The organism is Gynuella sunshinyii YC6258 (assembly GCF_000940805.1).
GTDB classification, from domain to species: domain Bacteria; phylum Pseudomonadota; class Gammaproteobacteria; order Pseudomonadales; family Natronospirillaceae; genus Gynuella; species Gynuella sunshinyii.
The window spans coordinates 4439642-4455119 of the sequence record NZ_CP007142.1; the positions used below are offsets into that span (position 1 = coordinate 4439642).

Below are 15478 nucleotides of genomic sequence, written 5' to 3' on the forward strand. Positions count from 1 at the left end.
GGTCGTGACTTTTCGTCAGGCGAACCACCCTGATGCGTACTGCCAGTCATGCAGTGTTTTGTCAGGTAATCAATAACCGTTACGCAAATTTCATAGTGGTCAGACCAATGCCGCAATATCGTTCAGAAGAGATACGCGATTTACTACTGCAACAGCTTCAGGACGGTGCCATCGCCACCGGCGAGCGCCTGCCCTCAGAACGACAGCTGGCGCAGCAGTATGCTGTCAGCCGCCCAATCGTACGTGAGGCACTGCAGGCACTAAAAAGCCAGGGCTGGGTGATTAGCAAGCGCGGCGGAGGGACGTATGCCGCCAATGGCCTGGAACGTTCTGCACCAACCCTGTTGCCAGGACATATGGACAGAAATATCGGCCTGCAGGAAGAATTGCTGGAGTATCGTTATGCTCTGGAAGGACAGACTGCCTATCTGGCGGCACAGCGAGCTTCGGAAGCTGATCTGAAAAAACTCGAACGAGCGTTCTTAAGACTGCAGCAGGCTCATCAGCTAAAAGATGCTCAACAGGAAGCCACCAGTGACGCGATCTTCCATCTCGCCATTGCGGAAGCGAGCCAGAATCGGGTTTTGCATTACAGTTTGCAGACACTGTTCGATTTGCTAAGACAACACATCAGCAGCAACATAGGTAGCCTGTCACGGCGACCGGAAACCCGCCTGACACTGATCCGCCAACATCGCAGAATCTTTGATGCCATTCACAGGCACCAGCCCGAACGGGCTCGCGAGGTGGTTTATGAACATCTGGATTTCGTCAAACGCATACTCACTGACCTCGCTGAAGAACACCAGCGCCTCAAAGAAAAATCCGGGACCCGTTAACGATCCATCAACATTTCGCCGGGATCGATATAAAACGCTTTTTTATACCCCTGACTGGTGCGATCTATCTTCCAGGGAAAAGGAATCATCCTCACAACCGAATAATGCAGATGAGGAGGTTTGCCTTTGGCATTGCCACTGTCGCCGAGAGAAGCGATTTTGTCACCGGATGCAACGATGGAAAATGCGGACGTATCAATCGTATTAAGGTGAGCAAAATAATGCAGGTGCCATTTGGGACCTAACACCAGTACAACATTACCACCCAAACGAATCTGACCGGTATACAGCACCAGACCACCTGTTGTACTCAAGACATCAGTACCGGTTTTGCCAAAGATATCGATACCCTTATGAACTCCAGAGACTCCCCAGGGCTCATACCAGAATGATTTTGGATTCCAGTCCCGTTGACTGGCACCGGCGACAGGAATGACTATTCGTTCCGGCAAACAATAACCCACCACTATCAACACCAGAATACAGGTGCCAAACAAATACTTCTTTTTCATGAGCTCAGATTAGATAACATGCGAAAAACAATTCGCATGTTATCACTCAAATAACAGACTGGTCGAAATTATGTGGCGATGAGAAAATCTGAAATCAACGGCTTGGTATCAAACCTTATCTCTCTGAACCTGAATACAGAATGCTCACAGATTTCAAGGTGTGTCCGAACTCAATCGTTTTCTGACCATTCAGTCGAACTGACACACTTTATCGTTATGGCGCAATACCCATCTCATCCAGTCGCATCAGTATTGCCGTCTTCCGTTCTCTGGCGATCTGCTGCCAATGCATGTGTTCCTGTGCTCCCAACATGGCGTATAAAAAATTTAACCCTACACCTGGAACACTCTGCTTCAACGTTAGATACAACTCAAACGGATCCGACGCCATAAATTCCTCGACTGATGAGATACCGGCACGATTCAGTATTTCCTCGCTTTTTTTCCCAAGTCCCTGTAGTTCCCGAATTCTCATATTCATAAACCGGATTCTTAATATTGTTAATGATCCAAACGCAATTCCATCGGTTGAAACGAAATACCCTCAATCGTTCCCAACGGCCCGGACTCTTCGAACCCAAGCCGCTTATAGACAGGTACTGCATAGATAGACGAACGTAGGCGAAATACTTTTGCAGAAGTCTGACTTCGGGCATGCAGCCATAGCCGCCGGGCAATACCGTTACCCTGAAAAGCTTCTGCTACAAACAAATGGTACAAATAATCCCCCTGTTTGATAGACAGATAACCAACGATCAAACCATCTTGCTCAACGACATAATTCTGAAATTCCGAACTGGTCAGTCGCTGCGCAAACGCACTTTCGGTCAACGTCTCACTAAACCAATCTGGCAACCTGGCACTGGAGTCATCCAGATAGAAATGCGTCAGTGACATTACCAGATTCCTGATTTCTTCCAAATCCTCCAAAAGGGCCTTACGCATATTCATTTCGATTTCTTCTTTATATATGTTATCAAGCTACCTATCACTGAAGCCTGAGCAGATGTGGCGTTAATCAGTAAGGTAAGTAAATTTTTAGCTAACTATCACAAAATCATCCAAGGCTTCTTATCCGCCAAAGGATGGAGCCTTACAATTCAGGGGCTTCTGAAAAATAACAATAGTTTTAATGCAGGCGAAGAAGCACTGCTGGCAAAATCACAGCTTACTATTAATCCGCATTGGCTATATGGCCAATGGTGTGCTCCGACACCTCGGCGCATCCCTGCATCACACTATTAACCCGACATAAATACTTGCCGGGTTAATAAATCAAACGAGGATTTGAGATGGTGCCGCCTTCGGACGGGGCTTACAATGCCCTGCGCGAAAACAGGCCATTTTCCCCCTTCCCTAAAATAAACTATGCGTTACAACACTATAACCTGACTGAACAAATCCACTGAGCGCCGACAGGCTTGTTAATGATTCAACTCCCAGCGTCACAACAACAAACCACTCACTAAACCCATTCTCATCTTTTCGGCTGCCGACATAAAAACATCTCTGACCCGACGGTCAACAAATACTGCCACAATAGATTTCGCAATAAAGATATATTGCCGTTTCAACGTTCTGCATGACAGAGCATACCGACAATAATTGTCACAAAAAATGCTATTTTATAAGACAACATCACACCAATATCAAAAATATTCCGTCATACAGATTTATGCCATATATAAATCTATCAACGAAAGCGTGAATTCAATAAACCAAAAACCAGGAGATTGGTTTGGGAGAGATGGGCTGAATGACCATTACAGCCCATAAAATGAGGGACATCAGATAATCAGGTTAAATCAGCCAACCTGTTCAATAATAGACTGCCACAATTTACTCAGGCGCTTATCGGATACCGGTTGTATCGTACCTATGGTTTGAGCAAATAATGAAATACGATACTCCTCTATTAACCAGCGGAAGGTATTGAGATCTTCATTGACACGTTGTTCCTGCTCAAGCTTACGGTCCAGATCGCTGTATTTCTGCCACCAGTTAGCCAGTTCATCAATCATCAATTGCTCATTGGCTGGTATCCCTTTGGAGCGCTCCATTCTGGCGTGAACAGCCTGAATATAGCGAGGATACTGTTGCAACCAATATTTGGGGGTGTCTGCAACAAAACCGGCCTGAGTCAGGTTTTCCAACTGGCTTTTAATATCGGCATACATGAACGCCAATACAAAATTCACTTTCTTGCGGGTCGCTTTCAGAATTTCTGTTCGCGCTTTAAGAATATCAAACACCAGTTGTGCTACTTCTTTGCCGACCTTATTGATTTCTGCATTACCCAGTTTTTTCAGCGCATCCCATTCCTGTTCGTTACGGGGTAAGCGTTCGTATTGTTGTTTCCATGGTTCAATAAACGCCCATTTGAAGACTCCGGTCATCAGGTCATGACGAAACTGTTGTGCATTTCCAATCGGGGCATACACCAGCTCAAGCTGTTTAAAGTTACGCAGGTCCTGTTTGAGGAAATCCTCCTGGCTGCGAAAGCTTATTCTTAACAGTTGAATCAACGCCTGTTCATGCTGGCGTTCTGCATAATCGCCACCATTAAACATTTCCAGGGCGATACCTTTTTCGGAATATTGCAAAGCCGGAAACACTTTGACCTGGATACCACCTCGCTTGACCAACTGTTCCTGAGCCAGTGGTCTGTCAGGGAAGTCAGTGAAATAGTGTTTCTCCACAGCGCGTTTTTGATCGGCAGGCGTGCTAACGGGAAGTTCTGTTGCAACGCTTCGCAGCTCATCCAGATTACGGCTCTGGCGGATGACTTTGCCATGTTGATTGATGACCTGAATATTGAGTTTCAAATGTGATTCAATATTTTCGGTATCCCACTGATCCCTCGGAATTTTGACCCCTGTCATACGCAATAGTTGATGAGCCAGCGCGTCGCACAGATCTCCATCGCCAAATACCAGATTTGGCAGAGCACCATCGATAAAGTCTGGTACCGGAACAAAGTTCTTACGCAAACTTTTGGGCAATGCTTTGACCAGGGCAATACACTTTTCTCTCAGCATTCCAGGAACCAACCATTGAATCCTGGCTGCGGATACCTGATTGATGGCCTCAGCCGGCAGCCGGATACTGACGCCATCAGCCTCACTGCCAAGTTTGAACTCGTAATTGACCGGTACGTATATCCCGCCCAGATCCATCACTTCAGGGAACTGATCAGGACCCAATTGAGCACCATCTTTTCGCAACAGTTTTTCCCGGGTCAAATACAACAAACGGTCATTGCCGTTCTGCTTCAACCAGTGTTCGAAACCTGATCCATTAACAATGCCTTCTGGAATGTGCTGATCATAAAAATCAAACAGAATCTGGTCATCCACGAGGTACTCATGCCGCCGGGATTTGGCTTCCATTTGTAAAATTTCATCAATCAATTTTCGGTTATGCGCGTAAAATGTTGCACGGGTCTGATAATGGTTTTCCACCAGCGCAGCGCGAATGAAAATTTCTCTCGAAGCGACAGGATCAACCACACCATAGTGCACACGTCGCTTACCAATAATGATCAGGCCATATAAAGATACCTGCTCCTGAGCAATCACCTGAGCACGTTTCTGTTCCCAATGCGGCTCAAAATATTGTTTTTTGACCAATGACCGGGCCAGCGGTTCTATCCATTCCGGTTCGATGCGAGCAACCATACGGGCAAACAACTGACTGGTTTCCACCAGTTCTCCCGCCATAATCCATTTAGGCCGTTTCTTACTGACGCTGGAGCCTGGATGAATCACACAGGCACGACCACGCGCAGCAGTATACTGACGCTCTTCCTTCCAGGCCGCGATCTGGCTGAGCAGACCGGACAATAATGCACAGTGAATCTGCTGATAACCGGCTTCACTGTCATTTTCCATCAGTCCCAGTTCTTTGCAGGCCAGGTGCAGCTGCCGGTGAGTATCCCGCCACTCGCGCATACGTAAATAATGCAGGAAGTTTTGCTCACAATATTTGCGCAACTGATTCTGGCTCAACTCCTGACGCTGTTGCTCATACCGGTTCCACAAGTTGATCAGGCTAAGGAAATCAGAGTCTTTGTCGGCATCCTGAGCGTGTTTCTGCTGAGCCTGCTGTTGTTTTTCCTGTGGCCTTTCCCGTGGATCCTGTATGGCCATCGCACTGACAATAATCAGCACCTCACGCAGGCTTTTCAGCTGATGAGCCTCCAACAACATTCGGGCCAGACGCGGATCCAGCGGCAAACGTGCCAGTTTCAGGCCGAGTTTGGACAACTGGCCATTAGTGGTAACCGCACCAAGCTCATTTAATAAGGTATAACCGTCTTTGACAAAACGGCTGTCGGGCATATCAACAAATGGAAAGTTTTCCATCTCGCCCAGACGCAGATACAACATCTGCAGAATGACCGATGCCAGATTGGTTCTCATGATTTCGGCATCGGTAAACGCCGGACGACTGTTAAAATCCTCCTCCGAATAGAGGCGGATGCACATCCCTTCCGATACCCGGCCACAACGTCCGGCCCGCTGGTTAGCAGACGCCTGGGAGATTTTTTCAATTGGCAGACGTTGCACTTTTGACCGGTATGAGTAACGGCTGATACGTGCGAGTCCCGGATCTATCACATAACCGATACCGGGTACTGTCAAAGAGGTTTCGGCCACGTTTGTGGACAACACAATTCTGCGACCGGAATGCGAGGAAAAAATCCGTTGCTGCTCAGCAGCACTCAAACGTGCATACAACGGCAACACTTCCAGATGAGGAATGGAAGATTTTCTCAGTGCATTGGCCGCCTCACGGATTTCCCGTTCACCCGGAAGAAATACCAGAATATCTCCTCCTCGCCCTGGAGTCTGGCCAGTACGCTCCAATTCCAAAATTTCTTCAGTTGCGGTGACGATAGCCTGAGACAAGTCCTGTCGATAAGAAAACTCCTGATCATCATCCTCTTCTTCCGGTCCCAGCGGACGATACATCATGTGAACCGGGTAAGTCCGGCCACTGACTTCAATGACAGGTGCGTTATCAAAATGTTTGGAAAAACGCTCCAGATCGATGGTGGCAGAAGTAATGATCAGCTTCAAATCCGGGCGACGCGGCAGCAGGCGTTTGATATATCCGAGGAGAAAATCAATGTTCAGGGATCGTTCGTGGGCTTCATCGATAATGATGGTGTCATATTTATTGAGGTAACGATCCTTTTGAATTTCAGCCAGCAATATCCCATCGGTCATGACTTTGACCTGGGTGCTATCCTGAATCTGGTCCTGAAACCGCACCTGGAACCCGACCAGTCCGCCCAGGGGAACCCGCAGCTCTTCTGCAATACGGGAAGCAACTGCTCTCGCAGCTATGCGCCTGGGTTGAGTATGACCAATCAGGCCTTTTTGCCCACGACCCAGTTGCAGACAGATTTTGGGTAACTGGGTCGTTTTACCTGATCCGGTTTCGCCCGCCAGCACCACAACCTGATGCTGTTCTATCAGATCGGCAATTTCACGACTCTTCTGACCAATCGGTAAATCCGGATCAATCGTGATAACCGGGCGATTCTGCATTCGCTGCTGAACCCAGCCGATGGATTGATCAAATCTCGCAATCAGTTTCTCCAGCGCGGCAGTTACATCTTTTTTATTACGAGCCAGAGCCGAAAGCTTATTGACCTCCTGCTGCAAAAAATAACGATCTTTACAGGCAACGGAATCCAACAGCGATATCAATTTTTGCAGGGTTTCTTGAACCATGTCTCTTCGGTCATAGTAAGCGGGAGCGCGATTTTACCGGCAAAAGCGGAAAACACAAAAAAACCGGAGCCCTGGCTCCGGTGATAAGAGATGATTGAACTAAGAATTATGAGGCTTGCATCTCCTCTTTCAGTGCCCGGCGCAATACTTTACCCACATTGGTTTTGGGAAGTTCGGGTCTGAACTCAAAGACTTTCGGTACCTTATAGGCCGTCAGATTTTTACGACAGTGAGCAATCAGATCGGCCTCAGTAACATCTCCCTTGGCTACCACAAACACCAGAATTTTTTCACCGGTGGCATCGTCTGGCACACCAATGGCAGCCGCTTCCAGCACTTGCGGGTGTGCCGTCAAGACTTCTTCGACTTCATTTGGATATACATTAAAACCAGACACGATGATCATATCTTTCTTGCGATCGACAATTTTCAAATATCCATCAGCCTGTTTGATCGCAATATCACCAGTACGAATAAAACCGTCTTCAGTCATGGTCTTGGCGGTTTCTTCAGGACGTTTCCAATACCCTTTCATTACCTGTGGTCCACGGGCACACAGTTCACCCACTTCACCATCGGGCAGCGCGTTGCCGTTTTCGTCCAGAATAGCAATTTCTGTGGATGGGGCGGGTATGCCAATGGTGCCGAGTTGCACATGCCCTGGCGGATTAAATGAAAGTACCGGAGAGGTTTCCGTCATACCATAACCTTCGTTGATACGGCACCCGGTTACTTCCTCCCAACGATCTGCAGCGGCTTTGGTTAACGCCATGCCACCGGAAACCGTCATTTTCAAATGACTGAAATCCAGCTTCCTGAAATCCTCATTGTTGCACAGAGCCACAAACAGGGTGTTCAGTCCGGTAAAGCTGGTAAATTTGTATTTTGCCATTTCTTTGATAAATGAAGGCAGGTCACGGGGATTGGGAATCAAAACATTATGGTTTCCGGTATAGGGGATCAGCATACCATGCAGCAAAAATGCATATATATGATACAACGGCAAAGGTGCAATCATGATTTCCTTTCCCTCATTCAGCGCCAGCTGAAAAAACTCCTTACTCTGCAGCATATTGGCTACCAGATTACGGTGAGTCAACATGGCACCTTTGGCTACACCGGTAGTACCACCGGTATATTGCAGCACGGCAAGATCGTCACCTTTCATCGCGACCGGTTGGAGAGGCTTACGACCGCCTTCTGACAGAACAGACAATAGGGACACGACTGCGCTGCGATCATATGCAGGCACCATCTTTTTGACGTATTTGACTACTGAATTGATGAGCAATCGTTTGAACGGACTGTGTAGATCAGCTATCTCCGTTACGATGATCTTCTGGATACCGGTTTTTGGTTTTACCCTCAAAGCCTGAGCCGCCATTCCAGCGTATACAACCAGCACTTTGGCTCCGGAATCATTAAACTGGTGTTCCATCTCCCGGTCGGTATAAAGCGGATTGGTATTGACCACCACCATACCAGCCCGGATTGCCCCCCAAACCACAACCGGAAACTGAAGTATGTTCGGCAATTGCACTGCGATGCGATCGCCCGGCTGAAGATCAGTATGATTCTGCAGGTAAGACGCAAAGTTGGCACTCAGACGATTAAGTTCATCAAAACTGATGGTTTGCCCCATACAGCTGAAAACCGGTTTATCGGAAAACTTTTTTATAAAACTGTCGAATATATCGACGATACTCGAATACTTATCTGGGTCTACTTTGCCAACCATGCCGGCCGGATAATGATCATGAAAAAAACTGTCTGCCATTTGCCCTCCTTATTATTATTCTGTGTGGCATTACCAGCTGTAATCAACAAAATAATCAACGGCTTTAAGAAACCGTCTGATAATGCTTTCAGGTTTTAAAATAACACTATCAAGAAGCTCGGATAATCGCTACTACCTAGCGGATGAGCTGAGAACTATAAACCAATTTAATGAAATTTGAGAAACATTGTATGTATTGAAAAAGCGATTTTCGAACCATTGACCAGGCAATCTCTAGTCAGGTAGATGGTGCCATACAATATCTCCATCTTTGAATACCACCGCTTCACCGGGTTGCATCTTCTGCCATAGCTCACTCTCGGTCAACGGTTGAGTGGCCACCACTGAGACGGTAGTACAGTGCCCGGTTATCCCATTTAAATCGACTTCCATTTGTACATCTTTGAGCAATTCTTTCTGCTGCCGGGTCCTTCGGGTGTATCGGTACAAATTGTTCGAACAAAAACAGAACAGAAAGTCTCCCTGACTGAGCAGCATATTAAATACCCCTTCACTCTGACACTCCTGACAGAATGCCAGAATCATCGGCCAGAGTTCTCGGCAGGCTGTTGGCCCCTGAACGAAAGAGGCTCGGATCCGATTCAACAGATTACAGAAAGCTGCTTCGCTGTCGGTTGTACCAATGGGTTGAAAGCCACCCGGCAAATACTGATACTCCTTCATTTGACCATTATGAGCAAAGGTCCAGGGTTTACCCCATAGCTCACGGGTAAATGGATGGGTATTGACCAGTGATACCGCGCCCACATTTGCCTGTCGTATATGAGAAATCACGATCCGGGAATGAATGGGATATTGTTTGACCAGTTCGGCAATTCTGGATCGGGACGATGGCAGCCAGTCACGAAATTCGCGGGTGCCGCCATCCTCATAAAAAACAATACCCCAACCATCTGTATGCGGACCGGTCACGCCGCCTCGTTCTGTTAATCCGGTAAAGCTAAAACAAATGTCGGTTGGAACACTTGCGCTCATCCCCAGCAACTCACACACTGCTTGTTACGCCTCTTTACTACTGCCTGCAAAATAATAGCACAGCCATTTGTAAGCAACAGCCTGCACAAGTATCAGGGGGTTTTGGAATCTTCCTTATCGTCTTCCAGTTCATCCGACAGGTCTGACAGATCCCCCAGATCAAATACGTCCTCTTCATCTTCAGACAACTTATCATTGTCATCACGAAAATGGTCCAGGTCTTCCAGACTGCCAAAATCTTCGTCATCGCTGAGCAAACCATCTATCAATGGTCCATCGGGTTCTTCCACCTCTTCTGCATCAACAGGAGTTCTTTCTTCAACAGCAACAGATTCATCCTGACCTTGCTCTTGTTGTTGCCGGCGTGTTTCAGCAGCCTCATCCAATTCCCGAATTTCCTGTTCCATAGCATCTCGGGAGGAATTCATCTCAGCCCTGCGACGGTTAATAAACACATAGGCTGCAGCAAAACCACCCAAAACCAGAATACCTGGCAGACTCCAAAGTAACATAGTACCGATTCCCAGGGAGTTTTCATCGCTGCCTGACGAGCCATTCAGCCAGTTATCCTTTGCACCAGGCGTCTCCAGGGCCCGTTGTTCCTGACGTTTTAAAGCGTCCTCCTTGGGGATTTCTGCAACGGTTTCGATCGCAAACTTAGCAGGGGGCAAATTCGTTTGAGGCGACTTTTCCGGTTGCACCATCACCTCCGCATCCATAGTCATTGGCTGAGTGGAGCCGATTGGAAAATTCAGCTGCTGAGGAGCAATGGTAATACCATCCGCTAATGCTCCCTGCAGATAAATATTCAGCGTTGGCTCCAGTGTAACGGATTCAGTATAGGGTCCGACGTCAGCCTGCCAGTAGCCAGAGGCATTCCAGTTAAACTCCAGGCTTTGTTGCACAGTGGCATTTTTGACCGTAGCCGTCACGGTTGACCGTCCAACATCGATGGCCGGGTTATTGGCATAAATTCTGATGCGATAGTGGTTCCCTTCCACTGTGGTTTCGGCCGAGACATGCGATTGTACAGAGATAGTTCTGGAAATCCGGCGCTGAAACGTCTGTCCATCCAACGCCACTTCCAGGGTGTAATTCCCGGGTTGTTTTAGAAAATGATCTAATGGCACAGAAAAACGGTCACCGTTTAATACCATTTGAGCAACAATCAGTTTTTGATCCGGCTGATCCGGAGAGGCAGTCAGATTAATATTCATCATCTGCAGAAATTCATCGGCGCTCACAACCCCTTCGCGAGCATTCAAAAATGCCTCCAAACGATTGTTCTGACCTGGAAACATGACCACTGGCAGATTTTCCAATACCAGCATCACATCGGAAACCACAGTGACCCGGCTGTCTGCCTGGACACGTCCATCGATCACCCAGGCTCCTTCTGCCGGGCTTTTAATTGTGACGAGATCATATTTGTCCGTTGATTTCCAAGTCACCAAACGGGTATCACTATCCGCTGCAAAGACCTCACCATTCGGACTGATCAACTTGATCGGTTTTGCCAGCGCGTCACGAAACACCAGGACCGTCATTTCATTAACATGGCTATCGATGGTAAATGCATTTGCTTTGATTGGAACCTGTTCACTGGGTACTGCGGTGTCAAAGATCCGCAGAAACACAGACATCAGGTCATCGGCATTGTTAACCTGCTCAGAAAGCCCCTGAGTCTGCATGGACAGCTGTCTGAGTAAAGGCAGGTCGGCCTGAGCCGATAAAGCGATGGTATGAATGGGGGCCTGCTGGCGCTTAAAACGGGGTAAGACCTGATTAAGTATTCGATTCCGTTCACGAATATTAGCCGCCAGCTCAGGTGAAATATCCGCCATTCCATCAGATAACAAAATGAACTGAGGATGCACACCATTACCACTGGTCGTAAAATCAAAAGCGGACTTTTCAAGCACACTGCCCAAGGCTGTGCGTTGACCCAATGAGTTTATTTTGCTGGCCTGACGGCGGGCATTTATGCGCCACTGGTCGTCGACATTGCCGTACGGCACCAGCATGTTAACGTAGCGCCCAAAAGTCCAAACACCTGCGCGGGTATTGTCGGGTAACAAATCAATCAATAAATTTAATGCAGGAATACGCAAGTTGTTGGGATCGTTTTCCACCATACTGCCGGAAATATCGATCAAAATTCGCACATCCAACGGCTGTCCCGAGGTTTCGGCAGCGGAAAACACCGGCGTACTCAGTAATAGCCACCACACAACAAGTGCACCAAAGTGGCTATTTTTAGTTTTATTCATGAACACAATTCCAATTTTAAAAACCGGCAGAAAACCATTCGATCATGAAGTACTCACTTCCAGGGCACGGCGTCCTTTCTCCGTAATGTGCCAGCGCATACCTTTTTTCCCCATCGTCCGCCCGGCCAGATTACGGGCCACCATGATATTCAGAGTTTTGACCATAGTGGATTCATCTGTATTGGTCTCATGACACAACCCTGCTAACGAACGAAAAATATAACGGCCACTGCCCAAGGTTTTCAGCACATTGGCAGTGGTTACGTCGAGTTCATCTTCCGGAGCCAAGGGGCCAAGATTGTCATCGACGCCTGATTCCTGCTCCGTTTCGGTTTCGATCAGAGGCATCAGGTTATTTTGAATAATACGCAGATCATGCTGCAGACGCTCGGCACTTTCTTTAGCGCTGTGGGCCTCAGACAAAATACGATCCGAGACATTGACAATAAAAAAGCGGGATGCAATCGCTGCTATCAGGCAAAATCCGGTAAAAATCAACAACCTCGATGGGTCTCCCTGACTCTCCAGGATCAGTTCACTGTTCACCAGATCAAGCAGCACCGGCACCAGAAAGGATGCACCAACCCCCACCACCAGACTTCTGGGCAGACTGGTGGTATCAGGGTCATGCTGGCCCTGCAGGTAGAAATTCACCAACCCACCAAACACACCTGCCAATAACATGACAGCAATGAGAATAAAAATATGATTGGCCATAAAAAATGCTCTCCCCGAGGCCTGTTTAAGTGTCTGAGAGCTGCATCATAACTGTTCAGCGCCAGGAAGAAATGACAAACGCCTGATCAACCTTGTCAGGCACATATTTCTGAAGAGGTATCATCCGTGACTTCTCGCGCAACAGTTATCAAACAGTCTCTACCAAAAGTATCGGCAACTAATCGATTACCATTAGATAGGTATAGCATGTTTACGTGAAGCTACAAAAAAACACGTAAGGAATTTATGCGGCATTTTTTGCCGCATAATGAAACTAAACAGGGCTACTCGGCAGAGGAGTGCTCTGTGGAATCAGGAACCTGCAACTTACGACGACTCATCCGAATGATCAGGGCTGCCACTCCTGCAATAGTCACCAGAATAAAGGCAAGAATAGAGATCTGCATACGCTCCAACACCAGGGTCAACGCATTGTCCAACCCTTTATCCAGACCATCCAGAAAGTCAAAGGCAGCCACCAATATGGCCGGTGCTATAAACTGTGCAGGCTCGTGCCCCCGATAAGGGACAAAAATGATCACCGCGATCCACCCGAACACAATCCCTTTCAATTCAATTGGTTTGATACCACGCAGTATGCGAGACGCTGCCAGCATAAAGACCAGCCCGGCTACGATATAAATCAGCCAGGCAACCATATAACTCTGTACATCGATCATAGTCGTTTCTTACATCGCTTTTGTTACAAATTTATTGTTCAACCCACTGGATAATGTGTTCCTGCCAATCATCTTCAGGAACCTCATCATCCTTCACCAATTGCTGACAGGTCACTGCAATACCGGCATCCACCAGGCTATCGCGACGACCACTGACCAACGGATGCCAGTCTGGCAACTCTTTCCCTTCAGCAATCAGGCGATAGCTACAGGTTGCCGGCAACCAGTGAAACTGTTCGACATCCTCCGGCTTAAGCCAGACACATTCCGGAACCTTGATATGACGGGTTTCATAACAGCCACAACGACGATCTTTATCAAGGTAACGGCAAATCACGCGGGTATAAAATACTTCTTCAGTTTCGTCATCCAACAGTTTTTGCAGGCAGCAACGGCCACAGCCATCACACAACGATTCCCATTCCCGCTGGTTCATTTGGGCCAGTGTTTTGGTTTTCCAGAACGATGTCTCGGCTGCCATAACGATTACAAGCCTTCGTACCTATGGGAGGTGTCTTTATAGAGATCCAGCATATAATCATCTCTGGCTGGAGGCATTTGCAGATAAAACCCCTTTTCTTCGAGTTCAGCGAGCACTTTGCCGGCATCCACTCTGGCCATCTTCCTGTCTTCCGTCAGCAGCATGTCCACCACATGGTCCGCACGACCGAAAATCTGCATCAAGGCATCCGGCACCCGGCTGAATTTTTCTGATTTACGGACGTACAAATACATCTCGTCTTTTTTGGCTGACTTATAAATACTCACCAGTTGTTTCATTATGTCTGTTTATTCCGTGCTGTTAGTGGCGTTCCACTCGATGGTCAGTATATTAAGAATGTGTTTTCCGATAATGTCATATCGCCAACCGGTAAACGCATCCGTCAACTGGAACTCGCCAGTATAGGTACCGCTGCTGACAATGGCCTCCAATTGTTTTCTCCGCGCCAGCAGCTCCACCGGCAACTCCAATTGAACAGCCAGTTCGGCAACAAACTCACGTACCTTTTTAAGCATCAGGCCTTCTTCAATCTTCAGGGGTGCAGCAATCAGCTCGGGGTATTCGGAACGCGGGACCTGCTCGGCTTTTCTGGCCATATCCAGAATCGTCTGCCCATAACGCCGGATAAGTCCCGGATATAAACCATGAATTCGATTCAACTGATTCAAGCTGTGCGGCTTGGCCACAGCCAATTCGTATAACACAGCATCACGAACCAGACGAGTTCTGGGAATATCTTTGGCCTGCACCAGGCGTTCACGCCAGCTCGCCAGCATTTTCAGAAAGCACAGTCTGGTTCCCCGCAACTGCCAGGCCTGTCGTATCTTCAGGTAATATCTCTCAGGATCCTGCGGCAGACTCGATTCCACGATCCGATCTGAATCTTCCAATACCCAGTCAAACCTGCCTTGTTCCAGTAACGCGACTTCCTGTATCCGGAAAATCTGATGCAGATAGGCAACATCCATGGCCGCATAGTTTTTCTGATTATCCGTTAATGGTCGTTGCAGCCAGTCAGACCGGGTTTCATCCTTCGGCAGATCAACTCCCAATTCGTACTTCACCAGATTGGCGTAACCGATAGACATTCCCTGCCCTAGAAAGGAAGCAGCGATCTGGGTATCAAATACGGAACGTGCTCTGGCATTGAAACAGCAGTGAAAAATCTCCGCATCTTCAGAACAGGCATGTAAAACCTTTACCACCGCCGGATTTTCAAGCACTTTTTGAAACGGTAGAAAATCAGTGATCTGCAACGGGTCTATCAGATAGCTGTTACGATCATCGGCGACTTGTAACAACCCCAGCTTGGGGTAAAACGTTTTGGTGCGAATAAACTCTGTGTCGATGGAAATAAACGGCAATAAATTCCAGTATTCACAGCACTCTGCGAATTGCGTGTCACTATCCACCCAAACATATTGATCAGACATCAATCCATCCA

General features: G+C 47.6%; 14 protein-coding genes. 2 read left to right on the forward strand and 12 right to left on the reverse strand.

Translation table 11 applies throughout. The features are described from left to right. The first annotated feature begins 32 nt into the window (after window positions 1–32). Window positions 33–839: a FadR/GntR family transcriptional regulator gene (locus tag YC6258_RS18480; RefSeq protein ID WP_082070792.1), complete on the forward strand. Its 807-nt coding sequence runs from the start codon at window positions 33–35 to the stop codon at window positions 837–839. Here YC6258_RS18480 and YC6258_RS18485 read toward each other — a convergent pair. The 3 genes from YC6258_RS18485 to YC6258_RS18495 form a co-directional block, all read right to left on the reverse strand. Next, window positions 836–1351 carry a M23 family metallopeptidase gene (locus YC6258_RS18485; protein ID WP_044618235.1) on the reverse strand — a complete coding sequence of 172 codons (516 nt, stop codon included), beginning with the start codon at window positions 1349–1351 and terminating at the stop codon, window positions 836–838. The two genes, YC6258_RS18480 and YC6258_RS18485, sit on opposite strands and share 4 nt — an antisense overlap. Window positions 1352–1565: 214 nt before the next feature. Next, window positions 1566–1832 carry a TfoX/Sxy family DNA transformation protein gene (locus YC6258_RS18490; protein ID WP_211264561.1) on the reverse strand — a complete coding sequence of 89 codons (267 nt, stop codon included), beginning with the start codon at window positions 1830–1832 and terminating at the stop codon, window positions 1566–1568. 20 nt (window positions 1833–1852) lie between these two features. Next, window positions 1853–2248 (reverse strand): GNAT family N-acetyltransferase, encoded by a 396-nt coding sequence (locus tag YC6258_RS18495; protein WP_211264562.1) that lies wholly within the window; start codon window positions 2246–2248, stop codon window positions 1853–1855. Between the two features lie 111 nt (window positions 2249–2359). Here YC6258_RS18495 and YC6258_RS29935 point away from each other — a divergent pair, with 111 nt between their 5' ends. Continuing rightward, window positions 2360–2596, forward strand: a complete 237-nt coding sequence (locus YC6258_RS29935; protein ID WP_144407692.1) for a hypothetical protein — start codon at window positions 2360–2362, stop codon at window positions 2594–2596. A gap of 560 nt (window positions 2597–3156) precedes the next feature. Here the strand turns inward: YC6258_RS29935 and hrpA are convergent. The 9 genes from hrpA to rnd form a co-directional block, all read right to left on the reverse strand. Beyond that, complete coding sequence (gene hrpA / locus YC6258_RS18500; RefSeq protein WP_044618237.1) at window positions 3157–7092, reverse strand: ATP-dependent RNA helicase HrpA; 3936 nt, start codon at window positions 7090–7092, stop codon at window positions 3157–3159. A 106-nt stretch (window positions 7093–7198) separates the two neighbouring features. Beyond that, a complete protein-coding gene (locus YC6258_RS18505) occupies window positions 7199–8869 on the reverse strand; it encodes an AMP-binding protein (RefSeq protein ID WP_044618238.1) in 1671 nt (556 codons plus the stop codon). A 234-nt stretch (window positions 8870–9103) separates the two neighbouring features. After that, on the reverse strand, window positions 9104–9883 hold the full coding sequence (locus YC6258_RS18510; protein WP_044618239.1) for a class II glutamine amidotransferase: 780 nt from the start codon (window positions 9881–9883) through the stop codon (window positions 9104–9106). Window positions 9884–9957: 74 nt separating this feature from the next. Next, the gene (locus YC6258_RS18515; protein WP_044618240.1) at window positions 9958–12135 is read right to left on the reverse strand and encodes a VWA domain-containing protein; all 2178 of its coding nucleotides are present in this window, start codon (window positions 12133–12135) and stop codon (window positions 9958–9960) included. A 42-nt stretch (window positions 12136–12177) separates the two neighbouring features. After that, window positions 12178–12852 (reverse strand): YEATS-associated helix-containing protein, encoded by a 675-nt coding sequence (locus YC6258_RS18520; protein WP_044618241.1) that lies wholly within the window; start codon window positions 12850–12852, stop codon window positions 12178–12180. 284 nt (window positions 12853–13136) lie between these two features. After that, a complete protein-coding gene (locus tag YC6258_RS18525; protein WP_044618242.1) occupies window positions 13137–13532 on the reverse strand; it encodes a hypothetical protein in 396 nt (131 codons plus the stop codon). Window positions 13533–13563: 31 nt separating this feature from the next. After that, the gene (locus tag YC6258_RS18530) at window positions 13564–14013 is read right to left on the reverse strand and encodes a YcgN family cysteine cluster protein (protein ID WP_044618243.1); all 450 of its coding nucleotides are present in this window, start codon (window positions 14011–14013) and stop codon (window positions 13564–13566) included. Window positions 14014–14018: 5 nt separating this feature from the next. Continuing rightward, window positions 14019–14300, reverse strand: coding sequence for a YcgL domain-containing protein (locus YC6258_RS18535; protein ID WP_342670603.1), 282 nt, complete (start codon window positions 14298–14300; stop codon window positions 14019–14021). A gap of 21 nt (window positions 14301–14321) precedes the next feature. Next, window positions 14322–15467, reverse strand: coding sequence for a ribonuclease D (rnd, locus tag YC6258_RS18540; RefSeq protein WP_044620195.1), 1146 nt, complete (start codon window positions 15465–15467; stop codon window positions 14322–14324). Window positions 15468–15478: the final 11 nt, after the last annotated feature.